The organism is Myxococcales bacterium, from assembly GCA_016706225.1.
Lineage (GTDB): Bacteria > Myxococcota_A > Polyangia > Polyangiales > Polyangiaceae > JADJKB01.
Genome location: JADJKB010000021.1, coordinates 1,303,079 through 1,327,141, shown reverse-complemented (window position 1 = coordinate 1,327,141; position 24,063 = coordinate 1,303,079). Strand labels below are relative to the sequence as shown.

General features: G+C 66.6%; 19 protein-coding genes and 1 pseudogene. 12 read left to right on the top strand and 8 right to left on the bottom strand.

Annotated features, from left to right (window positions below; genetic code table 11):
- The first annotated feature begins 47 nt into the window (after window positions 1-47).
- Window positions 48-1,469 carry a serine/threonine protein kinase gene (locus IPI67_30730; protein ID MBK7584549.1) on the top strand — a complete coding sequence of 474 codons (1,422 nt, stop codon included), beginning with the start codon at window positions 48-50 and terminating at the stop codon, window positions 1,467-1,469.
- Complete coding sequence (locus IPI67_30725) at window positions 1,469-2,359, top strand: hypothetical protein (GenBank protein MBK7584548.1); 891 nt, start codon at window positions 1,469-1,471, stop codon at window positions 2,357-2,359. The genes IPI67_30730 and IPI67_30725 overlap by 1 nt, the downstream gene beginning before the upstream one ends.
- A gap of 145 nt (window positions 2,360-2,504) precedes the next feature.
- Here the strand turns inward: IPI67_30725 and IPI67_30720 are convergent.
- Window positions 2,505-2,615: pseudogene (locus IPI67_30720) on the bottom strand (cystathionine beta-synthase).
- Window positions 2,616-2,803: 188 nt separating this feature from the next.
- On the opposite strand from IPI67_30720, the gene IPI67_30715 reads away from it, so the two are divergent.
- The gene (locus tag IPI67_30715) at window positions 2,804-3,988 is read left to right on the top strand and encodes a YcaQ family DNA glycosylase (GenBank protein MBK7584547.1); all 1,185 of its coding nucleotides are present in this window, start codon (window positions 2,804-2,806) and stop codon (window positions 3,986-3,988) included.
- A gap of 29 nt (window positions 3,989-4,017) precedes the next feature.
- On the opposite strand, the gene IPI67_30710 is transcribed toward IPI67_30715, so the two are convergent.
- Window positions 4,018-5,694 carry a response regulator gene (locus tag IPI67_30710; GenBank protein ID MBK7584546.1) on the bottom strand — a complete coding sequence of 559 codons (1,677 nt, stop codon included), beginning with the start codon at window positions 5,692-5,694 and terminating at the stop codon, window positions 4,018-4,020.
- Window positions 5,695-5,891: 197 nt separating this feature from the next.
- Here IPI67_30710 and IPI67_30705 point away from each other — a divergent pair, with 197 nt between their 5' ends.
- A complete protein-coding gene (locus tag IPI67_30705) occupies window positions 5,892-7,064 on the top strand; it encodes a hypothetical protein (protein ID MBK7584545.1) in 1,173 nt (390 codons plus the stop codon).
- A 49-nt stretch (window positions 7,065-7,113) separates the two neighbouring features.
- Here the strand turns inward: IPI67_30705 and IPI67_30700 are convergent, their stop codons facing one another.
- Window positions 7,114-9,072, bottom strand: a complete 1,959-nt coding sequence (locus tag IPI67_30700) for a hypothetical protein (protein ID MBK7584544.1) — start codon at window positions 9,070-9,072, stop codon at window positions 7,114-7,116.
- Window positions 9,073-9,163: 91 nt separating this feature from the next.
- On the opposite strand from IPI67_30700, the gene IPI67_30695 reads away from it, so the two are divergent.
- Window positions 9,164-9,547, top strand: coding sequence for a hypothetical protein (locus IPI67_30695; GenBank protein MBK7584543.1), 384 nt, complete (start codon window positions 9,164-9,166; stop codon window positions 9,545-9,547).
- A gap of 45 nt (window positions 9,548-9,592) precedes the next feature.
- Here the strand turns inward: IPI67_30695 and IPI67_30690 are convergent, their stop codons facing one another.
- From IPI67_30690 to IPI67_30680, 3 genes are read right to left on the bottom strand one after another with little or no spacing between them, the layout of a single operon-like run.
- On the bottom strand, window positions 9,593-11,254 hold the full coding sequence (locus IPI67_30690; GenBank protein MBK7584542.1) for a hypothetical protein: 1,662 nt from the start codon (window positions 11,252-11,254) through the stop codon (window positions 9,593-9,595).
- A 39-nt stretch (window positions 11,255-11,293) separates the two neighbouring features.
- Complete coding sequence (locus IPI67_30685; protein ID MBK7584541.1) at window positions 11,294-12,541, bottom strand: thiolase domain-containing protein; 1,248 nt, start codon at window positions 12,539-12,541, stop codon at window positions 11,294-11,296.
- Between the two features lie 13 nt (window positions 12,542-12,554).
- Window positions 12,555-13,868 (bottom strand): 3-hydroxyacyl-CoA dehydrogenase family protein, encoded by a 1,314-nt coding sequence (locus IPI67_30680; protein MBK7584540.1) that lies wholly within the window; start codon window positions 13,866-13,868, stop codon window positions 12,555-12,557.
- Between the two features lie 194 nt (window positions 13,869-14,062).
- Here IPI67_30680 and IPI67_30675 point away from each other — a divergent pair, with 194 nt between their 5' ends.
- From IPI67_30675 to IPI67_30660, 4 genes are read left to right on the top strand one after another with little or no spacing between them, the layout of a single operon-like run.
- The gene (locus IPI67_30675) at window positions 14,063-14,428 is read left to right on the top strand and encodes a hypothetical protein (GenBank protein MBK7584539.1); all 366 of its coding nucleotides are present in this window, start codon (window positions 14,063-14,065) and stop codon (window positions 14,426-14,428) included.
- Window positions 14,429-14,472: 44 nt separating this feature from the next.
- Entirely contained in the window at window positions 14,473-15,390 is a 918-nt protein-coding gene (gene bla / locus IPI67_30670; protein ID MBK7584538.1) for a class A beta-lactamase, read from the top strand.
- 11 nt (window positions 15,391-15,401) lie between these two features.
- A complete protein-coding gene (locus IPI67_30665; GenBank protein ID MBK7584537.1) occupies window positions 15,402-16,211 on the top strand; it encodes a hypothetical protein in 810 nt (269 codons plus the stop codon).
- A 4-nt stretch (window positions 16,212-16,215) separates the two neighbouring features.
- Entirely contained in the window at window positions 16,216-16,962 is a 747-nt protein-coding gene (locus IPI67_30660) for a hypothetical protein (protein ID MBK7584536.1), read from the top strand.
- 6 nt (window positions 16,963-16,968) lie between these two features.
- Here IPI67_30660 and IPI67_30655 read toward each other — a convergent pair whose 3' ends face one another.
- On the bottom strand, window positions 16,969-17,790 hold the full coding sequence (locus IPI67_30655; protein MBK7584535.1) for a hypothetical protein: 822 nt from the start codon (window positions 17,788-17,790) through the stop codon (window positions 16,969-16,971).
- Between the two features lie 122 nt (window positions 17,791-17,912).
- The gene (locus IPI67_30650) at window positions 17,913-19,370 is read right to left on the bottom strand and encodes a peptidase M1 (GenBank protein ID MBK7584534.1); all 1,458 of its coding nucleotides are present in this window, start codon (window positions 19,368-19,370) and stop codon (window positions 17,913-17,915) included.
- Between the two features lie 153 nt (window positions 19,371-19,523).
- On the opposite strand from IPI67_30650, the gene IPI67_30645 reads away from it, so the two are divergent.
- From IPI67_30645 to IPI67_30635, 3 genes are all read left to right on the top strand, one after another.
- On the top strand, window positions 19,524-20,861 hold the full coding sequence (locus IPI67_30645) for a hypothetical protein (GenBank protein ID MBK7584533.1): 1,338 nt from the start codon (window positions 19,524-19,526) through the stop codon (window positions 20,859-20,861).
- Between the two features lie 87 nt (window positions 20,862-20,948).
- Window positions 20,949-21,611, top strand: coding sequence for a hypothetical protein (locus IPI67_30640; GenBank protein MBK7584532.1), 663 nt, complete (start codon window positions 20,949-20,951; stop codon window positions 21,609-21,611).
- A 134-nt stretch (window positions 21,612-21,745) separates the two neighbouring features.
- On the top strand, window positions 21,746-24,037 hold the full coding sequence (locus IPI67_30635; protein MBK7584531.1) for a protein kinase: 2,292 nt from the start codon (window positions 21,746-21,748) through the stop codon (window positions 24,035-24,037).
- The last annotated feature ends 26 nt before the right edge of the window (window positions 24,038-24,063 follow it).

Genomic DNA, 24,063 nt, shown 5'->3' with positions numbered 1-24,063 from the left:
GCGCCGTCGGGCGATACCTGCTGTTCGACGAGATCGCGTCGGGCGGCATGGCCACGGTGCATCTCGGGCGGCTGCTCGGGCCCGCGGGGTTCTCCCGCACCGTGGCCATCAAACGCCTGCACCCGCAGTACGCCAAGGATCCCGAGTTCGTGACCATGTTCCTCGACGAGGCGCGACTCGCGGCCAGAATTCGCCACCCGAACGTGGTCTCGACGATGGATGTCGTGGCCGAGTCGGGTGAGCTGTTCTTGGTCATGGAGTACGTGCAGGGTGAGTCCCTGGCTCGCCTGATGGCCGCGTCGTCGCGGGGCGAGCAGCGCATTCCGGCCGCGATGGTCGTCGCCATTGGTAGCCAAGCTCTGCTCGGGCTGCACGCGGCGCACGAAGCCAAGAACGAGCGCGGCGATCCGCTCGACATCGTGCACCGAGACGTGTCGCCCCAGAACATCCTGGTGGGGGTCGATGGTGTGGCACACGTCGTCGACTTCGGTGTTGCGAAGGCGGCGGCGCGCATCCACACCACGCAGGACGGCGCACTGAAGGGCAAGATCGCCTACATGGCGCCGGAGCAGCTGCGGCAGAAGGCGGTCGACCGGCGCACCGACGTGTTTTCGGCCAGCATCGTGATCTGGGAGGCGCTGGCCAATCGGCGGCTCTTTGCGGCCGGTGACGTGGCCGCGTCCGTCACCAAGATCCTGAACGACGACGTCCCGCCACCAAGCCGGTTCTCGCCGGGGTTGCCCGCGGAGCTCGACCGCGTCGTCCTGAAAGGCCTCGAGCGTGACCCCGCCCAGCGATACACGACAGCGCGCGAGATGGCCCGCGAGCTTCAGGCCGCGCTCACGCCTGCCGGCGCACTCGAGATCGGAGAGTGGGTGGAGGCGGTTGCCGGCAAAGCGCTGGGTGAACGCCGTGACGCGTTGGCGGACGTCGAGAGCAAGTCGACGACCATCCCGGGGGTTGACGAAGCAGTGGCCGCCGCACTCGGCGAGCGGAAGCCGATTGGAGTCGAGGGCACGGGCAGCACCGAGCTCTCCGCCGCGCTGCCCAGCGTCCTGCCCGTTCAGCAAAAGCGCCGGTTCTGGCTCGGGGCCGCCGCCGCGTTGTTGCTCCTGGGAGGCCTCGGGGTTTGGTTTGCGCGCGGCGCGCGCGAACCGTCCGCGGGAGCGCCAGCGGCAGTTGCTGCTCCGCTCGCGAGCCACACCGAGCCCGCGGGAGCGCGGGTCGTCGAGCTGCAGCCCAGTGCCTTGCCGGAGCCAAAGGTCGAGCCTGCACCCGCCGCCGAAGCTGCCGATGCCGCGGTCGTGCCGCCCTCCGCGTCGGCGTCAGCAAGCGCGAAATCCAAGCCAGCACCCCTGGCGCGACCGACTGCCGGCGGCGCCCAGAAGCCCCCCGCCAAGCTGGGTTGTAATCCGCCCTACACGCTGAACTCGGATGGTTCGAAGCGCTTCAAGCCGGAGTGTTTCTGATGCGATGCGGCGTCGACGTTCCGCGTGGGCTGGTCCTGATGCTCGCTGCCTTGTTGCCGCTTCTCGTGGGCGCCCCTGCACGCGCCGACAGCAAAGCCGAGTGCATCGCCGCCAACGATCGCGCCAATACCCTGCGCCAGCAAGGGAAACTGCGCGCCGCCAAGGCGCAGTACCTGACCTGCGCTGACTCCAAGTGTCCCAAGGTGGTGCGCACGGAATGCCTCGAGCGTGTTGGGAACATAGACGCGGGCATCCCGACGGTCGTGATCGCCGTCGTCGACGCGGGCGGACACGACGTCGTGAAAGGGCGCATCATCCTGGACGGCGAGAAGATTGCCGACGCAGTCGATGGCCGGGCCGAACCCGTCGATCCCGGCGAGCACCGCTTACGCTTCGAGGGTGAAGACGGGCAGAGCAGCGAGCTCTCCTTCGTTGCCCGCCAAGGTGAGAAGAATCGCACCATCAAGCTGACGCTGGAGGCGCCCAAACCCGCGGCCGAGGAGCCCGTCGCCGCACCGGTGAACGCCGAGCCCGTTGCACCAAAGCCAGTGGAGAAGGGCTCGTCGAAGACCCTGGGATGGGTGTTCGGGGGGCTGGGCGTGGTGGCCCTCGGCTCGTTTTCGTATTTTGCGCTGAAGGGCAAATCCCAGGAGAACGACCTCGAGTCCCGCTGCGCGCCACGCTGCGAGCAGTCGGAAGCGGACTCGTTGCATCAGAAGTATTTGATCGCCGACATCTCGCTCGGTGTCTCGCTGCTCTCCTTGGGCGCGGCGACCTACTTCTTCGTGTCCAGCGGAAAGTCGGAGCGACCGCCCTCGTCCGCAGAGGTCCAACTCTCGGCTGGCCCCACGCGGGACGGATTCGCGCTCGGTGCGCGCGGCCAATTTTGAGCTGGGCGGGCCAGATTGCGAACGAGGAGTGTGGCTCAGTGGCGATTCACGCGCTGCCGAGCTCTTTCATCCACGGCACGGCAAAGTAACGATCCCAGCTGTCTGGGAGCACCGTCACCACCGGGCCGTCGACCTCGCCGCGGGCCGCGACGCGCAGCGCGGCCACGACGTTGGTCCCTGCCGAGCCGCCGACCAGGAGCCCCTCCTCGCGCACCAGGAGTTTGACCATCGCAAAACTCTCCGCGTCGCTCACGCGTTCCCAATGTGCAAGAGCGGCACCAAGGGAGTGCCACCAATGTGGTTCAGAATGTTCTCGCCGCTCGCCAACGATCACCCTTATATCCCGTGACGGGATCGGCGAACGCTATGATCCCGGGAGTTCGGATGCGAATCGGGCAACCAGAGCAGCAACTCTCTCGGAAAGGCCCGCTGGTAGAGGCCAGCGTGGCTCGCCGCTTACTCCTTGGCGCGCAGGGGCTGCTCGATGATCCGGGGCGGCCCGCAAAGAAGAAGACGGTGCTCGAGCTGGTCCAGAAGCTCGGTTACGTGCAGGTCGACTCGATCAGCGCGGTGGGTGAGCGCGCGCATCACCTCACGCTCCACAGTCGCATGGACGGTTACCGGCCCGCGCTGCTGACTGCGCTGATCGAGCAGGACCGCAAGCTGTTCGAACACTGGACTCACGACGCCTCGGTCATTCCGGTCGAGTGGTATCCGCACTGGAAGGTGCGCTTTGCCCGCTTTCGCTGCCAAGATCGGGTCAAGAGCTGGTGTGTCCGTCGTCTCGGCGCGGACCCCGCGCGTGTGCTCCGGCGCGTGCGCGCCAGGCTACGGGCAGAGGGGCCGCTCATGGCGCGCGACTTCGAGGCCGACGGAGTGGAGGAAGACGACGGCAGCGGTTGGTGGAACTGGCACCCCGAGAAGGCCGCGCTCGAGTACCTGTGGCGGAGCGGGGAGGTCAGCATCGTCGCGCGCCGCGGGTTTCAGCGGGTGTACCAGCTGACACGGCAGGTGCTGCTGGAGGCGAGCCGGTTGCCCGCATCCAGCGCGAGTGCGCACCTGGAGTTCGCGTGCCGCCAGGCGATGGAGCGACTGGTGATCGCGAACCCGGCGGAGATCGCGCGGTATTTCGCCGCCGCACCCCTGGCGGACGTGCGTCGCTGGTGCAACCGCGAGCTCGAGAGAGGCGCGCTCTTGCCGGTGCAGGTTCGGTGCGCAGAGACTGAGGTCCTGCGCCCGGCCCTCGCGCTCCCCGACTTTCGGGAGCGCGAGCGTGCGCTGCCCGTCGCCGCGGATCGCGCGCGCCTGCTGAGCCCCTTCGATCCCGTGGTGCGGGACCGCGCGCGGGCCCTGCGCCTGTTTGGTTTCGACTTTCGGTTCGAGGCTTTTGTCCCCGAGCGCCAGCGGAAGTTTGGCTACTACGTGATGCCGCTGCTCGACGGTGAGCACATCGTTGGTCGCCTCGAGCCGAAGTATCACCGGGAGGCCAGCGTGCTGGAGGTGAAGAACTGCTGGTGGCAGGCCGACGTACGCGGGCGTCGCTCTGAAAAACGCCGGGCGCTCTCCGCCGTAGAACGGCTTGCGGCGTTGGTCGGAGCCGAGCGCATCGATGCGCCAGCGCTCGACTGACGGCGCCGTTTGTCCCGCCCAAGCCCGTTTCACCCGAGGAGCCGGGCCATCAAGCTCTCGAGCTCGGCAGCAACGAATGGCTTCTTCACCACGGGGCAGGTCGGGGCGCGCTCACGCACCGCGCCGAGCAGGCTGTCGGTGCCGGTGACGAAGACCACACGTTTTGCCAGGTCGGGCCAGCGGCTGCAGATGGATTCGTACAGCTCCACGCCGTTCATTTCTGGCATCACCAGGTCGGTCACCACGAGGTCGGGGCGCTGAGAGAGGATCGCCCGCAAGGCTTCCTCTCCGTTCTCGGCGAAGCGCAGCTTCTTGCCGCGAAACACCCGGGCGTAGGCCCGGCGAATGGCTGCGTCGTCGTCCACGATCAGTACGTCCGCGTGACTGGGCAGCATGCGCACGGCCGACATGCTGCCGGTCGGAACGGCCACCCGAGCTGCGGGGAGCACGACTCGAAAGGTCGAGCCGACGTCCGCTTCGCTCTCGATCAGAATTTCGCCCCCGCATTCGTTGACGATCTCTTGTACGAGGCCGAGCCCCAGGCCCGTGCCCCCTTCGCGAAACGTCACGTAGGGCTCGAAGATGCGCTGCTTGCGCTCGTGCGAGATGCCGATCCCCGTGTCACTCACCTCGAGCACCACGCGGTCACCCTCGCGGCGGGTGCTGACGGTGACGGTGTTGGGCCGCTGTTTCGTCGGGTCGCTCGCCTCGGCGGCGTTTGCCACCAGGTTCATCACCACCTGCGCCAAGCGGCCGGTGCTGCCTCGCACGTCCACATGTTCGCTGGCCAGATCCAGCGCGAGCTTGGCGCGCAGCCGGGGTTCCACGCGGGCCACGCGGCAGGCCGTCCGGACCACGTCGTTGAAGTCGAAGACCTCCTCGGCGTCCGTGCGGTAACGCGCGACGCTGCTCAGGTCACCGCTGATCTGTTTGATCAGCTTGAGCCCGGTCGTGCACTCGTCGAGGATCGACAGGAGCTCGAAGCCCGCCTGAGCGGCGTTGTGAGCCACTTCGGGATCCAGCTCGGCCCAGCTACGTCCCGTGGAGACCGCTTGTAGTGCGCCGACCAGATCCGGCGCCGCGTCGCGCAGGAGCGCGAGATTCGTCTGCACGTAAGTCAGAGGGTTGTTGATCTCATGCGCCAGCGCGGCGGCGAAGTGCCCGATTGAAGCCAGGCGTTCACTGAGTACCCGCCGGCTCTCGCTCGTCTTCAGCTGCGCGAGTGCGGTCACGAGCTCGGCGTTGCTGCGCTCGATCTCCGAGATGTGCGTTCGCCGGTCCAGGCGCAGGAACAAGCGATTGGCGGCGCCGGCCACGGCGAGCCGTAGCTCGCCGACCGCGAAGGGCTTGCTGAGACAGCGAAAGATCCCGAGGTCGAGGGCGCGCCCCAAGGACTCGACGTCGGCGTGAGCCGTCACGACGACGACCTCGAAGTCGTGGTGGATTTCTCGGAGTCGCTCCGCGAGCGCCAATCCGTCCATGCCCGGCAGTCGCACGTCCACCACGAAAAGCGACGGCTCGATGTGCGCCAGCGTGTGTTCGAGCGCAGCTTCGGCGGACGCGAAGCCGGTGATTTGGTAGCCCGACGCCGTCAGCGTCGCCTGGACCAAGCGTGAGATCTGCGGGTCGTCCTCGACCACGAACACGGGAAACCGATCCGGTGAGGGAGGGTTCTTGGAGTCGGGGTTCAGCGACGGCGCAGACATTGTCGAGCCAAACGTGGCCGGTCGTGTGCGGCGCATTCGAGCCCCGGGCACGCCTGATCCACGAGGCTACCACGCCCGGAGTGCCGCCAGGCCAGGCCGATTCTGCGCTCGCGCGAGCGTCCGAAAGCCTCGCGGGTGGCTCAGCGATGCCAGTGGGCAGCCGTTCGGCGTTATACTCGGGTCCGGGAGGTCCTCGGATGAAACGTCGGCTCATTGGTGCGCTGGTGATTGGGGTGTCGGCGTCGTGTGTCGTTGCGTGTGGCGGTGACGACTCTGGAAGCTCTGGAACGGGGGGCGCTGCCAGCGGAGGCAAGTCCGGCTCGGGCGGCGGTGGGACCAGCAGCGGCGGGACCAGCAATGGCGGGACGGGCGGAGGTCCGAGTGGTGGCTCGGCTGGCGTCGCGAGCGGTGGTTCGGCTGGCGTCGCGAGCGGCGGGTCGGCTGGCGTCGCGAGCGGCGGAGGCGGTGGCCCGACGGGTGGAGCCGGCGGCGCTACCGGTCAGAGCCCGACGCTCGGTGGCTGCGCAATGTTCCCCGAGAACGACGAGTGGAACATGGACGTGTCGGGGGCGGCCGTGGACGCAGGCTGGACTCAGAAGCTGATGACGTTCGTCGGGTCCGGGCTGAAGCTGCATCCGGACTTCGGCGGAGCGCAGTATGGGATCCCGATCAACATCGTGCCCGCCAGTCAGCCGCCCTTGGAGGTGGTGTTCGACGACTATCCGGACGAGAGTGATCCGGGGCCCTACCCGTTTCCGAGCGCAGCGAAGGCAAAGATCGAGGGGGGTACACCGTCCTCGTGCAGCGGCGACTGCCACCTGCTCACGCTGCTTCAGGGCACATGCAAGCTCTACGAAGGCTACGTCTGTCAGTACACGAACAAGTGGCACTGCGCGAACGGTGCAGTCTGGGATCTGACCAAACCCTCGTACGGCCAGCGCCCGAAGACCTGGACCAGCGCCGACGCGGCGGGGCTCTCGATCACCGCGGGCCTCCTGCGTTACGACGAGGTCATGGCGCACTCGGTGCGACACGCCATTCGTTTCACCACCGCGTGCACCATCAACAAGTTCGTGAAGCCGGCGACCCACAAGGCCGTTCCTCAGAGCTGCAGTCCCACCGATCCGAACGCTCCGCCGATGGGCCTGCGGGTGCGGATGAAAGCGAGCTTCAACGACTCGGCGCTCTCGGCCGAGGCCAAGGCGGTGACCGCGGGTTTCAAGAAGTACGGCATGATCATCGCCGACAACGGCTCGAATTTCTATTTCCAAGGGGAACAGAACGCCGCCTGGCCCGACTCCTTCGTCACTGAGCTGAAGTCGCTTCCGGCTAGCGCATTCGAGGTCGTGGCAGTGCCACCCCTCGAGTGACCGAGCGCTGGCTCACCCGAACCGAGCGGCGACCGCTTCGCTGCGCCGTTCAGCAGCTGAAGGCCTGGAACTCGAAGATCTTGGGGTTCGACGTCTGTCCGCAGGTGGGAGCGGCGTAGAGACCGTAGACCCGGATGCGCGTGGTCGAGACCGGAGCCGTGAAGGTGTAGCTCCAGTCATCGGTCTTGCCCGTCACCGTGCCGTCCGTGATCCACGCCGAACCGTTCCACCACTGCAGGGTTCCGCCGGCCGCGGTACGTCCGACCGCAGAGCTGCAGCTCGTGGCGGTGCATGCCGTGGTGTCGATCTGAATGCGCGCGACGGTCACCGCGCTCGGCCAGTCGAGCTCGAGCCAGGCGGTGCCCGGCGTACTGGTGGCGCTCACCCAGTGCCAGCCCTGGGTCGTGCATTGGGACTCGTCGTAGCCATCGTTCATGTTGTCGGGGCCGTTGGTCGTCGATCCGCCGCCGCTGCTGGTCGCCGTGGCGGTCAGAGCGATGTTCTGGGTCGGGTTGCAGCTGTTGACACAGGCGCCGGCCACGCAGCTCTGAGAGCTGGTGCAGACCTTGGCGCAGGTCCCGCAGTGGGCCTTGTCGGTCTGCAGGTTCACGCACTGATTGCTGCAGTTCGTGAGCCCACCGCCGCAGAGCAAGGTGCACGCGCTGTTCTGACAGACCTGGCCCGCGCTGCAGACCGTCGTGCAGGCACCGCAGTGGGCGGCGTCAGTCTTCAGATTGACACACTGGTTGTTGCACTTGGTCAGCCCCGTGCCGCAGACCAGGGTGCAAACGCCGTTGGCGCAGGTCTGCCCTGCGGTACACGCTGTGCCACATTTGCCACAATTGAGCGGATCGCTGGCGAGCGGCACACACTGGCCGCCGCAGTCCGTCGTGCCCCCAGCGCAGACCAGCTGGCAAGCGCCGTTGTTGCAAGCGTTGCCGCTCGGGCACGGTTTGCCGCACGCCCCGCAGTGCACGACGCTGGACGAGAGATCGACGCACTGAGTGCCACACTTGGTCAGCCCACCGGCGCAGACCAAGGTGCACTGGCCGTTCTGGCAGCTCTGGCCAGCGCTGCACCCGGTACCGCAGCTGCCGCAGTTGTTCGGGTCGATCTGCGTATCGACGCACTTGCCGGAGCAGTTCTTCGTGCCACCTCCGCACTGAAGTGCGCAGCTGCCGCTGGTGCACACCTCCCCGGTCGCGCAGGCCTTGGCGCAGGTACCGCAGTGTTGGGCGTCAATCGAGAGGTCGACACACTTGCCATCGCAGTTCGTGGTCCCGCCGAGGCACGAAAGAGCGCACTGACCCAGCGAGCACACCTCCCCGTTGTTCGTGGCGCAGAGTGTGCCGCAGGTGCCGCAGTTGGAAGGATCGACGCTCGTGTCGACGCACTTTCCGTTGCACTCACTCAGGCCCCCTCCGCAGGTGGCTTTGCACTTGCTGTCCGAGCAGACCTCTCCGGCAAAACAGATGTTCCCGCAGGTGCCGCAGTTGGCCAGATCGCTCGAGGTGTCGACACACGCGCCGTCGCAGGCCGTCGTGCCGGCGGCGCACGTCGTGCCGCACTTGGCGAGGGCGCAGACCTCTCCGGCCGCGCACGTCTTGGCGCAAGCACCACAGTTCTTCGGGTCGTTGTCGGTGTCGGTGCAAGTGCCGCCACACGGCAACTGGCTGCCGAAGCAGCTCGTCGAACACTGGCCACCCTGGCAGACTTGCCCCGGGCTGCACGCCTTGCCGCAGGCGCCGCAGTTCGAGCCGTCGACGGAGGTGTTGGTGCAGACGTTGCCGCAAGCCACGGTGCCGGCCCCGCAGGTGATCTGTCCTCCGTCCGGAGCCGGCTGAGATGTCCCTCCCGCGTCGGTTCCGGCGCAGCTTCCGATCACCGCGAGTGCAGCACCCAGGGCCGCTAGTCGAGTCAATGTCGAGAGCACGCGCAGCCGGCGCTCCCACCTGGAAGGGCCCCGTTTGGCGCGCGCCGAGCCCGTGAACATTTCGAGCTTCTGCATGGAGTTGGGAGTGTCGCATGGTCGGGGTTCGGACGCGACCGCGTGTGTCGGCTCCAGTGTCGGAGAACGTGGGAGAGCTACCGAAAGTTGAATGGGTGCGCCTGCTGCGGCAGGCTTCGCGCGAAGCGCCATCGCACTCTTGGTCCTTGCCATCGCTTGTAGCTCTTCGACCGACAACGAGGGCCTTCCGTCGGGAACCGGCGGAAGCGGGAACTTCGGCAGCGGCGGAACAGGAGGCGCAAAGTCCGGAGGCGGCGGCGCGCCGGGCGGCGGAGGTGATGCTGGAATCGGCGCCACCGCCGGAGCAGCAGGGGCTGCAGGCAGCTCGGGCGGCACGACGTCGGGCGGCGGAAGCGGAGGCTCAGCGGGCGGATGCACGAAGGGCATCGACTGCTCTGGCTGTCTCGATGCGTGCGACCAGTGTCTGTGCCAGAGCAATCCCAACCTCTGCAAACCCCCCATCTGCAACCCCTGACGCCGCGCCGGCCGCTCGAGGCCGGCAACCGCTCGCGACCCGCTCCTATGGCCCGCCCACCGGCACCGTAGCAATCTCCCCGCTCGACTTCTTCACCACCAGCTCCAGTCCCGCCTGCGTTCGCACACGAAGCGCCGGGTGAAGCGCGCCGTACGACGAGGTCCGATCCGGCGAAGTGAGAGTGCCCTTCAGGTACGGAAGCACGCCCTGGTGCGTCGCGACGTTCGTGAAGCTCAGGCTGGTTTCGTTCCAGTGCGCGAGCTCGGTCCGCCACTTGACGAAGTAGTACCCGGGCACGTCCGGTTCAGCCGGGTCGCGGCTCGGTGAGAGCAAGCATTCGTCCACTCCGTCGCCGTCTAGATCGGCGATGTCCCACAGAAACACGTCTTTCAACGAGATCGCGTCCTTGGTGCTGCCGGGCTGGGTCACGTGCAGCCACCAGTGCCCACCCGCGTACACGTTGAACGCCAGGCGCGACGCCTTGCCTGCCACGCGCACAAAAGGCTGCGTCGCGTAGACGACTCGGCCCTCGTACTTGTTGCCGTCGGAGTTGTCGTGGGCATACGAGAAGAAACGATCGTCGACCGAACCGGCGTCGAGATTCACGAGGCTGACGTGGCGCTCGATGGCGCCCCAAGCGTCGCTCGCGAGCGTCCCGGTGCCCATGTCGTCGAACAGGGAAAATGCCCCGGTTCCGGCCACGAGGAGCAACAGCCCGGGGTCGCCCGGGTCGCGCGCAACGAGGCCGTAGTTGCGCCCGGCAATGTCCGTGCGCCCGCCCGTCAAGTACGGCAGATCCAGCGTGAGCTGGGACGAAGACAGCGGCGCAGCGCTGTATCGGACGAACCTCGAGCTGGTGAAGAACGCCAGCGAGTCGGGCGACCCGGCGAGCACGAGTCCGTTCGCGACGTGCGAGTTGGCGATGAAGCTGGTACCGGTCGGATACGTGTTCGGTTTGTCCGCCGCGTAGCTCGAGTCGTAGGTCGCCGTCGACGGATACACGAAGCTACCGAGGGTCGAGAAGCCCGTGCCATCGAAGGTCAGGAACGTGCCATCGGTTGCGTAGTAGGGCGCGACCGCCAGGGTTGCCCCGGATCCGAACAGCACGCCGAGGGTCGTCCACTGTGGCGTCGGGTACGTGCTCGACGGAAAGGTCCAACACTTCGCCGGGAGCGGCGTCGTCAGCGAAATCAGCTTGCCGGATTTTCCTCGGACCGCATCGAGCCAGGTATCGAGCGCGGGCTGCCCGCCGCACTTCTGTCCCGAGTCCTTGGAGCGTGCGAGCCCGACGTCGGGCCAGCCATCCGAATCGAAATCGAAGCCGCCAAAGAGGGCTCCGGCTGCGTCGCCCAAGGTCCACAGCGTCGCGCCGTCTTCGTCGATGGCGGTGAGGCTGGTGCCATCGGCGACGAAACCGATGGCGCGCGTCGCGCTCAGCGCATCGGTTACGGGGTACAAGGGCACGACGCTGCCGTCACTTCGGAGCAGCGCGTTGCCGGGCGGGGGCTTCGAGGCCGAGTCGGCCGCCGCGTCGGCGTCGCTCCCCGCATCGGCGCCGGAATCGCTCCCGGCGAAGCCCCCGAACCCGTCACCCGAGCTCACATCTTGGAGCGTTGCGTCGGCTGCCGCATCGGCGGGGAAGTTCGCATCCTGCGCGCCGTCGGAACACCCAACGACCAGCATTGCAGCCGCGACTGCCCCTCTCATGGGCCGAGTCTGACACGAACCCGGCCTCGTCTGCGCAGCTCAGCTGAAACCGACGACGTGTACGACGCTGGTCGTGCCCGAGCCGCCGATGTTCAGGGTCGCCACCCGACGCGCGCCCTTGACCTGGTAGTCACCGGCGCGGTCAGTCACCTGCAGCCAGGCGTCGAGGAGTTGTCGGGTGCCCGTTGCGCCAACCGGATGGCCGGCGCCGATCAGACCGCCACTCGGGTTGATCGGACACCTGCCACCGAGCTCGATCACACCTTCTTCGACCGCCTTCCAGCTCTCTCCCGGTCGGGTCAGGCCGAAGTGGTCGATGGCCATGTACTCACTGGTGGTGAAACAGTCATGGGTCTCGATGGCGTCGATCTGCTCGACCCCCGAGAGCCCCGCGCGCTCGTAGGCGTCGAGGATTGCCCGGCGAGTGTGCGGCAACACGTAGAGATCCTTGGCACTCTCTTCGACCTTGGCCGTGAACTCGATGGGGGCCGTGTGATGTCCCCAGCCAAGGATGAACGGGATGTCCTTCAACGAGACTCCGACGCGCGCGGCCCAGCGCGTGGCGAACTCCTCGGAAGCCAACACGACCGCCGCCGCGCCGTCGCTCACCTGCGAGCAGTCCGAGATCTTGATCCGGCCGCCGACGTGGGCGTTGAACGGTCCGGTGCTGCAGGCGTGCTCGTAGGTCATGAACCAGTTGCGCGTCTGAGCGTTCGGGTTGCTCTTGGCGTTTTCGTAGTTGATGGCCGCGATGCGGGCGAGGTGCTCGTCTTTCAGCCCGTACCGTCGATCGTACTCGTCGCCGAGCTTGCCGAAGAGCTTCGGAAACGGGAACTCCACGCCCTTGGCCTCACGGTCGTACCAGGCCGCGGTGCCGAGAAAATCGCCGCCGCGCTTGCTGTCCACGGTCTTCATCTGCTCGACGCCGAGCACCAGAGCGGCGTCGTAGCGCCCCGCCTCGATGTCAGCGGCGGCCGCGAGCGCGGCCAGGGAGCCCGAAGCGCACGCTGCTTCGTGCCGAGACGTGGGGATGCCGCGGAGCGCGGGGTGCGCTTCCAGGACGAACGCGCCCAGGTGCCCCTGCATGCAGTAGAGCTCCGCGGCGAAGTTGCCGACGTGCGCCACGTCGATCTCGTCGGGCTCGATGCGGGTCTCTTCCAGCGTGCCGAGCACGACCTCGCGCATCATTGCGACGATGTGTTTCGCCTCCTTGCTCCAGTTGCGCGAAAAATCGGTCTGATAGCCGCCCAGGACGAATACCTTGCGAGAGCTCTTCTTCACAGCCATGGTCCTCATCCTCTCACTTGCCGATGAAAAAGCGCCCGACCCGGGATAGTGGTTGGTCATACAGGCGCGCGCCGTCGGGCAGATCACGTACCACCGCAGGCACCTCGAGGCCCAAGGCGTCCATGGCCGCGAGCGTCGGCCCCTTGCCCCAGAGATCAACCAGCGCGCTCGCCGGTGCCCAGTTGAAGCCCTGGGACATGATGCGGTCCACGTCCGCCGGTGCCTGCACGACCTCGTCCTTGCCCACTCGATTGAGGGCGTAGCTCACGTACCCTACGATCACCCGTTGAGTGAGCTCGGCCTCCGGTCCCTTTGCGGAGAGCAGCAGCTGGACGGCTTCTCGATAACGACCCACTGCGTGCAGCGCCTTCATCTCTTCCACGAAGGCGACCTTCTCCGGCCGCGGCGCCGCACCCTCGGAGTAGCTGCGCTTGGCCGGGTCGAGCACGCTCACGGCCTTCGCGCCATTGGCGTCGGTGATGCGTCGATAGAAACCGCCCTCGGCCGGCGTCTTGTTGCCCAGGTGCCCGTCGTCCATGAGCGCGCGCATGTAAGCGGGCATCTGGAAATGCGCGTGGCATTCGTCCTTGGTATTGGCAAAGACGTTGTCGACGATGGCCTGGTGAACGTCCCAACCAACCAGATCGATGGTTGCGAGGGGAGCCATGGCCCGACCGGTGTGGCGCCCGATCAAGTAGTCGATGGTGCCGACCCCGTGCACCTCGGCCAAGAGCGCACACTCGTTGAGGACCTTGAAACCGACGCGGTTGCCGGCGAACGCCGGCATGTCGCGGCACTCGACGACGGCGCGACCCAGCCGTCGTTTGGCCAAGAGACACATCGCCTGAAACACCTCACGGTCGGTCTTCGCGCCGGGGATCATCTCGGTACCGACGATGACGTGCGGCGGGTTGAAGAGATGCATGCCCATGAAGTGGCGCTGCAGGTCGTCACTCAACCCCGCGCACATCTCGGCGATGGAGAGGCCGCTAGAGACCGTGGCGACGACCGAGCCGGCAGTGCGCGCTTTGTCCACGCGCTCCAGGAACGGGCGTTTCACGCTCATCTCTTCGGAGACCGCCTCGAAGATGAGGTCGGCTTCCGCCACCGCGCGCTCGAGATCTCTTTCGTAGCTACCGGAGCGCACGCTCTTCGCCAGCACGTCCGTCCGCAACGCTTCCTTGACCTTGCCGAGGCCCTGGTGAGCCTTGTCCACGGTTCGCGCCAACATGGTCACCTCGAAGCCGCGAGCCGCGAAGAGTCCGCTGGCTCCGGCGCCCATGGTGCCGTTCGCCCCGAGCACGACGACCTTTCGAATCTCCTTCATGGCGGGGTCTCCTCAGCAGCTTGCGTGCCAGATTTGGGAGCATGGTGACAGCTACAAACGCCGAGTTTGGACGGTTTGACTGCGCACGACTCGCGATCTGCCGGCTTCGTGGGTGCAAACCCTGCGCAGTGTCCAAGACGGGGACGGTCCGTCCCCCCGGACACCGAGCCGCCGATCCCGAGTAATCTCCCACCGTGCGAACGCGAGCGGGTCTTGCCCTGTCGCTCGGCTTGGCATTGTCCTTCGGATGCCAGCGCCCGACCGATCGCCTGCGCGGCGAGCGCATTCCTTCGGGGTCGGGCTGGCAGTGCTGGATGGGACGCTGTGATCGCGTCTGCCGCGGCATGCCCGGGCCGCCCGACGACCATGGTTTTGCTCCGGAGCCGAGCTGCAACCGCCTGCCGCGGGCGTTCTGCACTACGTTTTCGCTGGGCGTCGACGCGCACTGGGAGTGTTTCGAGACCCGCGAGTCGTGTCAGGGGAACCAACGCCACTATGAAGCCGAGGCGAAGCGGGGCGGGGACTACTCAGCGGTGGCGCCCTGCACGGAGATCCCGTGAGGCCTCGGCTGCGACGGCATCTGGCACACAGCGCGAGTGAAGGCGTGGCCAGCGGTTCGCAAACCCAGCTCAACCGTCGCAGCTTGGTATGCGGCGCTGCCTCGCTGCTCCTGCCCGCGTGCTCGCCGCGCACGTCACCCGCACCGGCACGCGCGCCGGACCCCGAAACAAGCTCGCAGGCACTCCAGCGAATCGAGGCGCTCATCGGCGGAAGGCTCGGCCTCTTTGCGCTGGACACCGCCACTGGCCAGACCCTGGAGCATCGACCCGACGAACGCTTTGCGATGTGCTCGACCTTCAAGTGGGTATTGGTCGCGGCTGTCCTCACTCGCGTCGAGCGCGGTGAGCTCACCCTCGCTCAGCAGGTTGCCTACGCAGAATCGGATCTGCTCGAGTACGCCCCCGTCACCCGCGCCAACGTCGGCGCCGGGCAACTCGGCGTCGAGGCCCTCGCCGAAGCGGCGATCACCGTGAGCGACAACACAGCCGCGAACTTGCTGCTCTCGCTGGTCGGAGGGCCGTCGGGGCTCACGGAGTTCATTCGGGCGCAGGGTGACTCCGTGACTCGACTCGACCGCGACGAGCCGATGCTCAACACGAACCTGCCAGGCGACTCGCGAGACACGACCTCTCCGCGCGCCATGCTGACCTTGATGCAGACCTTGCTGCTCGGTCCGTCGCTCTCCGGCTCCAGTCGCGGGCGGATTCTGGGCTGGCTACGCGAGTGCAAGACGGGGCACGAGAGGCTGCGCGCCGGCCTCCCGCGTACTTGGAACCCCGGTGACAAGACGGGCACCGGAAACAACGGCGCCGTAAGCGACATCGCGATCGCAACGCCGCCCGATCGTGCCCCGATCTTGATCGCGTCGTACATCAGCGAGAGCCGTCGAGTGCTGGCTCGCCTGAACGCCGCCCACGCGGAGATCGGGCGCGTGGTTGCAACGCGGCTGCGCGGGGGATAGGCGTGTAGAGCATGAGAGCAAGGCGCGCCCGAGTTCATGCGGCCATCGTCGGCATTGGTGTCTTCTGTTTGGGGATCGCTCGCGCCGATCTGCCACCGCCGGATGGTCAGACGGGTGTCGACTACGCGTTCCGTGTGAGCGGGGCCGCAACGGGAGTCGTGCTCGTTGCGTTCCCCATGTACAGCTCGGATGGAGGTCACATTCTGAAGCTCGCCTTCGACCAGGACGCTCGGCCCGTTCAGGGGTGGACGCCAGGGATCTACAGTGTGGGCGCAGACGCGCTGGCTTCCATCAAGGACACTGCGGACGACGACGCGATTCGCGCGCTCTTGGCCAGCAAGGCGCACATGTGTGTGAAGCAGGTGCCTCGCGTCCGCCACGTTCCCCGGGCGACGCGGGTCAATTCGATCACGGATGTGTTCCGAGTCGAGGCCACGGCCGCCGCCTGCAAGACGACGTTCGACAAGACGCTCTACGGCGGCGCAAAAGGCATGCAGGGGGAAGGCACGGTCGACACGACGGGTCGACGGCTCGCGCCCGCGCCCTTTGGCTCCGAGCTACCGAACGTGGGCGACCTTGGGTTCACCCTCACACAGCCGGCGCTCACGCCGCCTCCGGCGATCACGCCGACCTCCCCCGCTCCGACGCCAAGCCCTCCGACTCCTGCGACGAGCACGGCGCGTCCGGACTCAGGCTCGCCGCCGAGCCGCTCCGGCTGTGCGGGCTGCGCGGTCCCGAGCTCGCAGGAGAGCAACCAGCGCCCGGCCGCTTGGGCCGTCTTCGCAGTGGGTCTTCTGCGACGCCGCCGAGCGCGCAAGTGAGAGCGTGCTCGGCCGAGCCCTGATCCTCCAGCGCGCCCTCGTGTATGCTGGCGGAGTGTGTGGGCTCGGCGGAATGCGAGGGTGGCGGGCCGTGCTGCTCTCCGGGGCGGTGGTACTCGTCGTGTTGCCGAGCGCCGCCCAACCTGCCCCGTTGCCGCCACGTCAGCCTGGCGAATACCACCACGACGGATTCTACCTGCGCCTCGCGCTGGGCGTAGGTGTCCTGAAAGATAGCGTGCACCTGAAGCAAGATGGGCTCAGCGGCTTCGAACGCGACGGCTCCGTCACCGGCGTCGGTCAAGCGAGCGAGCTCGCGGTCGGGGGCGCGCTCGCCCCTGGTCTGATCCTGGCGGGCGGGTTTTTTCTCAACGTCGCCTACACGTCCAAGCAAGACTTCGGCGACGTCGACACTCAGACCAGCGGCGCGTACGTGACCGCGACCTATGGACCCCTGGTGGACTACTACCCGGATCCGGACGCCGGGCTTCACTTCCAGCTGGGCGGTGGCCTTGGGGTGACGAGCGGTGTTGCCCCTAGCGCGTTCGACAAACCCGGCGGGGCTACCGGGTACGGGTTGGTCGTGGGCGTCGGACAAGAGTGGTGGATCGCCAAGCAGTGGGCGATGGGAGCGCTGCTCCGTCTGCAGCACGTCGAGGCGAAAGACAACCTGGTGTTCTTGCTCGGGCCCGAATTTCACGCCGAGCATTCGAGCAACGCGCTCAGCCTGATGCTCGCCGCAACCTACAATTGAGCGTCGTCACGGCTCGTAGTCGCCGCTGCCGGAGCCGGCGGGTTTCTTTTGTGGCTGCGGCTTGGTGGCGGGGCTCTTTGCGCCTTTCCCGGCGGGTGCCTTGGCAGCCTTCTCGGCAGGGGTCGCTTTCTTCAAGAGCGTGATCATCGCGAGCGTGTTCTCGTCGGCAATGGCGAGAGACGACGTCAGCGACGGCAGGGTGATGCGCGCATCCGTCAGGTTGCGATGCGTCTCCTTCGTGCGCGCCGGACCCAAGAGACGGAAGCGCTCGTCGACCGCGCCCTCGAGCCCGGGCAGCTTGCTCTTGAGCGCCTCTAGCGTCTTGGCGGCGGCGCGCACCCGCAGCGCGAGTTTGGCCGAGCCTTTGGCAATTTGCTCGAGCGCCTTGCTCAGTGAGGTGGGTTTGGAGCTGCCCGAGGCATCGGAGAGAGTGACCACTGCGTCGGTCTCGCTCGCGCCTTCATCGAGTCCGATGAACTCGACATGCAACGATGAGCCGTGTTTCGCCAGCTCGTCGAGCTGCTTCTCGAAGCGCGCAGTGATGAGCTCCATCGAGGCACGCGGGTCGAGTCCGAGCTCCGTCGCGAGAGCGCGTCGCGCCGCGAGTTGTTCGTTCGACGCAGCAACCACCGTCATCTGGACGTCGTGCAGTTCCTTGAAGAACGCGTCGTACTCCGGCTCACTGGACTGATAGAGCTCGGCGCGGCTCACCGGAGTGGGTCCGGTATTCGGCAGAGCAAAACACGCCGTCGCGCCGAGTGTCAGGGCGAGCGGTGTCGCCCAGAACAAGCGGCGGAACGCTTCGGAGGTGGGTTTGCGCAGCGTCATGGGATTCGTCCCGAACGGGCTCGATGCTCGTGCCGACCTAACGCTGCGCCCCGGCCGCCACAAGCGCGGGTTACTCGGCTGAGGAAAGGGTTGGGGGCCTCGAGACCGGTCGGGCTCGAAGCTCAGTGCGCCGGGATCCCCTTCTGCCGCAACCACACCTTGGCGAGCGGAGCGGGATCGAAGCCGGTTTCTGCCTTGATCAGATCGAGCATCTCCTGCATCCGCGCCGCCTTGCCCACGTGCGCGAGGTAGAACTTGCCTATCACCTGGTCCAGCACGTCGACGCCGACCTGCTTCGCCACGGCGCGGTAGAAGAACGCTCCCTTCATGTACGGAACCGACGTGAAGAGGTCCTTCAGGATGTCCACCTCGTTGCACGTCGTCGGCCAGGCCACGTGGTCCCGTTCCGCCACGGCGTTCTCGAGGTCCTGCTCGTAGTCCTTCCACACGGCGGTCTCGGCGGTCGCGCCCTCGGCCGAGCCGGCAGCGCGAGCGGTGAGATAGCTCACGGTGCCCTCACTCAGCACGAAGTCTTCCCAGCAGGCCAGACGCACACCATCGCCAAACCAGCCGTGAGCGGCCTCGTGCAAGTGGGTGGTCTTGTCGCCCATCGAGTCGCGGCCGACGTGCCAAAACGGGTGGTGTTCCATGCCTCCGTAGGCCCCCGGGCCCCAGGTGACCGAGACGGACGCGACTTCTTCACCGAAGCTGTACGCGCCGAGGGTCTTTTCGTACCAGTCGAAGCCCTTGGTGAGTGAGGCGGTTCCCTTGTCGACCACCGCCTCGTCGCCCGGCAGGTAGTAGACGGAGACCTTCGTGCCCGCCGTCGTCGTGCCGAGGTCTTTGTGGCTGTATTTTCCCGTGGCCCACGCGAGCATGTAGGACGGGCCATCGGCGGTCACCTGCTTCGGGAACACCACGGACTGCCCGCTCGGCGCGCCGTGCACGTTCAGGTCGAAGCGCATCCCATCCGATGGGTCGCTCTTGCACGGGAACAGGTTGCCGCAGAAATAGGGCCAGACGAAGGTCGAGCCTCCGGCGAGCAGCCCGTCGAAGCTGGACTGTTTGGTGAAAGTGTAGTCGACCGTGACATCGGTGGGCGCGGTCGACGGGGGCAGCGCCACATCCAGGCGTCCGTCCACGATCTCGAAAGACAACGGACCGGACGCGGCCTCCACCTGATTGATCACGAGCCCCTTGGCCTCGAATGAAACACCGTTCTGGCCAGCGTCGTTCACTCGCAGAGTCGCGCGGGCGGTACGCTTCGAAAGGTCGACGTCGAGCGCTGTCGACACGAGGTCGTAACCGAACTGCGGCTTCGCGGTTCCAATGCCACAGACGGACTTGGCGTCGTTGCAACAGTCTCCGTACTCCGTACAGCTTGCATCGCAGTAACAGGCGCCGCTGGTGCTTCGCCCTCCGCACGAGGTCGCCGTTGCCGTCTTGCAGCTTCCGGCGCTATCGGCTTTTCCGATGGGCCCCCGCTCGGATGGAGTGTCGGACGGGCCGTCGTCGCGCGGAGTCGACGAACAGGCGGTGAGCAGGATACCGAGCAGCATCAGCCGGATGACCCGAGGCATGGTTCCGATGTAGACTAAACACCTACATAAGACCACGCCTATGTTTGAGCGGGTTCCGAATCGAGTGCTCTACACACCTGAAATGAAAGACAAATATTTGTGTTGTGCGCTTATGTAAGACGATGTAGGTTCATGTGGTCCGCAGGAGGCAGCATGAAACTTCACTCCCTCATCGTCGTCGCACTCTTCGGCAGCGCCGTCGCCGCTTGCTCTGCCAACTCGGACTCCGGCGCCCCGAGCGCGCCGGGTGAGAACCCCTTCTTGGTGGAGTTCACCGACGAGGGAAAGGCCGACACGGGTTATGTCAATCCGGACGGTGTCGAGGTCGAGGTCGACCTCGAAGCGGATGTCGAGGCGCCCACATCTCGTGTGATGGAGGCTCCGGCATTCCTCGGGCAGTTCGCCACGACCTACCTGCGCAAACACGGCGACTTCTACCTCGAGTCACTCGCTGAGGACTCGACCTCCGCCGAGCGGGTCGAGTGGCGCGTCGACGGGCAGTGGATGACCGCGGCAAAGGCGGCGAACGTCGCTTCGGCCAAGCTGACTCACTTTCGGATCCGCGGCGTGAACGCGGTGCTGTTGCACGGCGCGGCAGATGGAGTGGCGAAGGGCAGCAAGTTCGACGCGACCGTCCCGCTGAATCCTTTCAACGTCATGAGCAAGGCGGACAAGACCTGCGCCGACTACGACCACCACATGGGCCTCGATCAGTCCGTGTACTGGTACCTGTGGAACCCCGAGAAGACCACCTGCAAGCTACCCACTCAAAAACTGTCCCTGACCGTGTCGAAGATGTTCGCAGCGCCGAAGACGACGTATCCGGAGTACGACCGTCTGGTGGCCGACGGCAAGGTCACCGCCGTGGTGCTCTTCGGGCAGATTGACGATGGGCCGGTGAAAAAGACCGATCCCGGAATGGTGGCGCTCGGGCGCATGGCCAAATGGCTGCGCGAGGGCGGCTTCTCCGAGGTGACCCCCGCACCCGTCGGTCGGCGCTTCAGCAAACACATCGGCAGCGTCGACTTCGTGGTTGATCTGTACTCACCCTTCGACTTCGCCGGGCTCGACGACGAGGCTCACTTCGACAATTTCCAGAAAGCGCTCGGCGAGCACGAAATCGTCACCTATGACGGCCACAGCATGCTCGGGGCCAGCGACTTCTGGGAGCGCCCCAACTACTCGAACGACTACCAGATCTTCCTCTACGGCGGCTGTCTCGGTTACGAGTACTACGTTCGCCCGATCTTGAACGGCAAGGGCGGCTGGCAGAACCTCGACATGCTCTCCAGCGTGGTCGAGGTCTCGGCCAGCACCGAGGAGTTCGCGGCGCCGGTGCTGGCGCGCATCGCCTGGTCGCTCAACCGCAAGAACAAGAGCTCGTGGCTGAGCATTCTGCGCGCGGTCCGGCGTGAGGTCGGAGACAGCACCTTTGGCATGAGCGGTGTGCGCGACAACTGCTGGTCGCCCAGCGGATCACTCTGCCACTGAGGCCGCGTTGTGGGGCAGGGCGAGACAGGCCTCGCCAGGTGAAGGACTTTCGGTGTATGCGCGGGCCCTGAAATGGGAGCCCTGTTCATGCCCAACGTCTCGAGTCAGTGGTCCGCCGTCCTCCTGTCGCTGATCTTCGTGGGCTGCGGTGGCGGTCAAACGGCCGCGCCGAGTGCGGCGCCGCCGGAGCCAGGGCCGGCGACGTCTGCATCGGAAACTCCCGCGGGCCCTCCGGCGAAATCACCGGCTCCGCCGGCCAGCGCCGCTGCGCCCGCGGCCCCACCACCCTCGGGCGAGAAACCGAGTCGGTCGCCCGTCGACACCGTGACCGGAGCGAAGGTCGCCTACGTGATCAACTACCCAAACTCCGCGCCCACCGAGACCGACCAGAAGAAGTGCGGGGGTGTCGCCGAAGATGCGAAGGCGGCCTGTCTGAAGAAGGAGCGCTCCAACTTCTTTGCCGACGTGGTTCGCTTCAAGAAGGATGCCCAGGACAAGGTCTGGTTTTACACCTACCACCGAACCGGCAAGACGCTGACCGTGCTGCACAAGACCCCCGTCGAGCTCGTCAATGACGGAGACGCCGCGCTGAAAGTGCAGATCCTCGGGGACGACAAGGCCGTGCGCGTGTTGTTTCCCAAGTCGAAGTCGTTCGCGATTCGAGTGCCCAACGACTACTCCATCGAGATCGAGGAGCCACGTCTGGGGCATCTGCTCTACGACGCCAAGCTCGACGTCGTGGGCAACTGACGCTCTCGGTCTACGCCGCCGAGTGTTGCTGCGCGCCGCGCCGCCGCCCAGGCGCGAGGGGTTTGTGGCTCACATTGTCGCTGAAATGCGGCCGAGCTTCGTAGCCGACGCCGCGGCGGTTAAGCTCCGAACGCATGCAGCCGCCCGAAGTCCTCCCGATGGGCGCCGTGCTGGCGGAGCGCTATGAAGTGCAGGGGATCCTCGGACGCGGCGGCATGGGTGCCGTCTATCGCGTGCACGACAGGGTGCTTGGCGAGAGCGTCGCGCTGAAGACGCTCCTCATCCGAGGCGCCGAGACCGAAGAGGCCCGATTTCAGCGCGAGGTGCGGCTGGCGCGCCGTATCACTCACAAGAACGCGGCTCGCACCTACGACATCGGGAGCTGTCACGGCACCTGGTTCCTGACCATGGAGCTCGTCGAGGGGCAAAGTGTCGGTCAGCTGGTGAGAGCACGCGGGAGGCTGTCTCTCGGAGAGGTCGCGGACATCGGCGCTCAGATCTGCGATGGTCTCCACGCAGCTCACGTGGCCGGGGTGATCCACCGCGACTTGAAGCCATCCAACGTGATCGTGGAGGAGAGCGGACGCGCCGTCATCCTGGACTTCGGCATCGCGCGGGCGGCAGACGACGAAAAGCTCACGCAGGGCGCGCTGGGCACTCCGGCTTACATGGCTCCAGAGCAGCTCTGCGAGGGTGCGCTCGACGAGCGTACGGATCTCTACGCTCTCGGCCTTGTGCTGCACCACGTGTTGGCCGGCCGGCAACCGAGCTGGGGAGGGGGGCGCGGTGACGTGCTCGCCCGCCTCCAGGGCGTGCCCGCGGAGCTCGACCTGGGCGGTCAGCCGCCCCGGCTCGTCGAGCTCGTTGCCAAGCTCCTCTCGCCCGCGCCAAGGGACCGGCCCGCGTCGGCTGAAGTGGTGGCGACGCTGCTTCGCGGGTTCCTCTCCGCGGAGGCGACCCACGCCGAAGCAACGGTGAGCTTCGGCGTCACACCGTCCGCGGCTCCGGGAAACACAGGCACCGCGGCGCCCTTTGCCCCTTTGCCGGACAGCGGGCGTGTGCTTGCGGTGCTCCCGTTCCGCGAGCGCGGCGAAGTGGTGGCGGATTTGGGCGAGGAAATTGGCGAGGAGTTGATCGACGTGCTCACTCGCGCTCGTGGCCTTCGCGTCCTCTCCAACCGCGCCACCATGAAGTTCGATTCTTCTTTCGATTCGGGCGAGGTGGGTCGCCAGCTTGGTGCGGATCTCATTGTCGATGGAAGCGTGCAGCGCCGGGGCGACGTGCTGCGAGTCACCGTGCGTTTGGTGGATGTAGCCACCGGAGTCCAACTCTGGTCCGAGCGCTTCGACGGCGCGTTGGTCGATGTGTACGCGTTCCAAGAGGAGGTAGGGCATCGGATCGCGGAGGCACTCCGGGTGGAGATCGAAATAGCCGAATCGAGAGGCCAAGCCTCCTCCGAGGCCATCGAGCTCTACCTGGCCGGCCGCCGAGCGTTTCGCACCATGTCCGGCGACGCGCTCTCGACCTTGACGGAGGCGGTGAAGAAAGCACCTGGGTTCGGGCCAGCGCTCGCGGCCCGCGCGCTCGCCGCCGCCAGTCGGCGATTTGCCGGGACCGTCGAGACCCAGGCGCAGGACAACGCGGTCGTCGAGGAAGCACTGGCCGCGGCCCTCGAGGGCGCTCCGGGTTTCGCCGAGACCCAGCTCGCGGCGGGGATCGCTGCGTCGCAGGCGGGCGACTACACCTCCGCAGCGGCACACCTCCGTCGCGCCCTGATCCTCGCGCCGACTGCCGCGAGCGCCCAGGAATACCTGGGGCATTTGCAGTGCGAAGCAGGTCGAACCGAAGAGGGTAAACGTCGGCTCACCGCCGCCATGAAGCTAGACCCCTTGCTGACCGTGGCGCCGGTGGATCTTGCGCGGTACTTCGCGCTGCGCGGCTTGACGGAAGACTACGATCGGATGCTGTCGCTCGCTCAGACGCGGTCGGTGGGGCGGAATGTAACGATCACGCAGCTCCGGATTCGGGTGGCGGCCTGGCGGGGGGACCGCGAGGAACTGGCCAGGCAACGCGAGGTCGTGGCCCCCGACCCGCACGCCGCCTTGCGCTTCTTGAAGACCTATTGTGACTGCGCGCTCTCGCCCGACGCCTACGCTGCGACCAGTCATCACCTGGACGAAATCATGTCGCAGTTCCAGACTCAGCGGTTCTTCACCTACGCCAAGCAGCTGGCGGCCGAAATCGCTGGGCTCAATCAGGACAAACGCGGCGCGTTGAGGCATCTGGAAGACGCCGCCAAATCGGCGCTGGTCGATCTCGACTGGCTCGAGCATTGCCCGGCTCTTGCTAGCGTGCGCGAGCTCGCCGAATTCGATGTCGTCGTCGCCACGGTCCGGGAGAGCGCGCGCGCGATTTGGACCATCTGAACGCCGCCCGGGGCCATGAACGGCGC

Excerpts from the sequence above, each read along its gene's own strand:
- IPI67_30730 (MBK7584549.1), top strand. The coding sequence starts at position 48 with ATGGCCACGGTGCATCTCGGGCGGCTGCTCGGGCCCGCGGGGTTCTCC.
- IPI67_30725 (MBK7584548.1), top strand. The coding sequence starts at position 1,469 with ATGCGATGCGGCGTCGACGTTCCGCGTGGGCTGGTCCTGATGCTCGCT.
- IPI67_30710 (MBK7584546.1), bottom strand. The coding sequence starts at position 5,694 with ATGTCTGCGCCGTCGCTGAACCCCGACTCCAAGAACCCTCCCTCACCG.
- IPI67_30705 (MBK7584545.1), top strand. The coding sequence starts at position 5,892 with ATGAAACGTCGGCTCATTGGTGCGCTGGTGATTGGGGTGTCGGCGTCG.
- IPI67_30700 (MBK7584544.1), bottom strand. The coding sequence starts at position 9,072 with ATGCAGAAGCTCGAAATGTTCACGGGCTCGGCGCGCGCCAAACGGGGC.
- IPI67_30695 (MBK7584543.1), top strand. The coding sequence starts at position 9,164 with ATGGGTGCGCCTGCTGCGGCAGGCTTCGCGCGAAGCGCCATCGCACTC.
- IPI67_30690 (MBK7584542.1), bottom strand. The coding sequence starts at position 11,254 with ATGAGAGGGGCAGTCGCGGCTGCAATGCTGGTCGTTGGGTGTTCCGAC.
- IPI67_30685 (MBK7584541.1), bottom strand. The coding sequence starts at position 12,541 with ATGGCTGTGAAGAAGAGCTCTCGCAAGGTATTCGTCCTGGGCGGCTAT.
- IPI67_30680 (MBK7584540.1), bottom strand. The coding sequence starts at position 13,868 with ATGAAGGAGATTCGAAAGGTCGTCGTGCTCGGGGCGAACGGCACCATG.
- IPI67_30665 (MBK7584537.1), top strand. The coding sequence starts at position 15,402 with ATGAGAGCAAGGCGCGCCCGAGTTCATGCGGCCATCGTCGGCATTGGT.
- IPI67_30655 (MBK7584535.1), bottom strand. The coding sequence starts at position 17,790 with ATGACGCTGCGCAAACCCACCTCCGAAGCGTTCCGCCGCTTGTTCTGG.
- IPI67_30650 (MBK7584534.1), bottom strand. The coding sequence starts at position 19,370 with ATGCCTCGGGTCATCCGGCTGATGCTGCTCGGTATCCTGCTCACCGCC.
- IPI67_30645 (MBK7584533.1), top strand. The coding sequence starts at position 19,524 with ATGAAACTTCACTCCCTCATCGTCGTCGCACTCTTCGGCAGCGCCGTC.
- IPI67_30640 (MBK7584532.1), top strand. The coding sequence starts at position 20,949 with ATGCCCAACGTCTCGAGTCAGTGGTCCGCCGTCCTCCTGTCGCTGATC.
- IPI67_30635 (MBK7584531.1), top strand. The coding sequence starts at position 21,746 with ATGCAGCCGCCCGAAGTCCTCCCGATGGGCGCCGTGCTGGCGGAGCGC.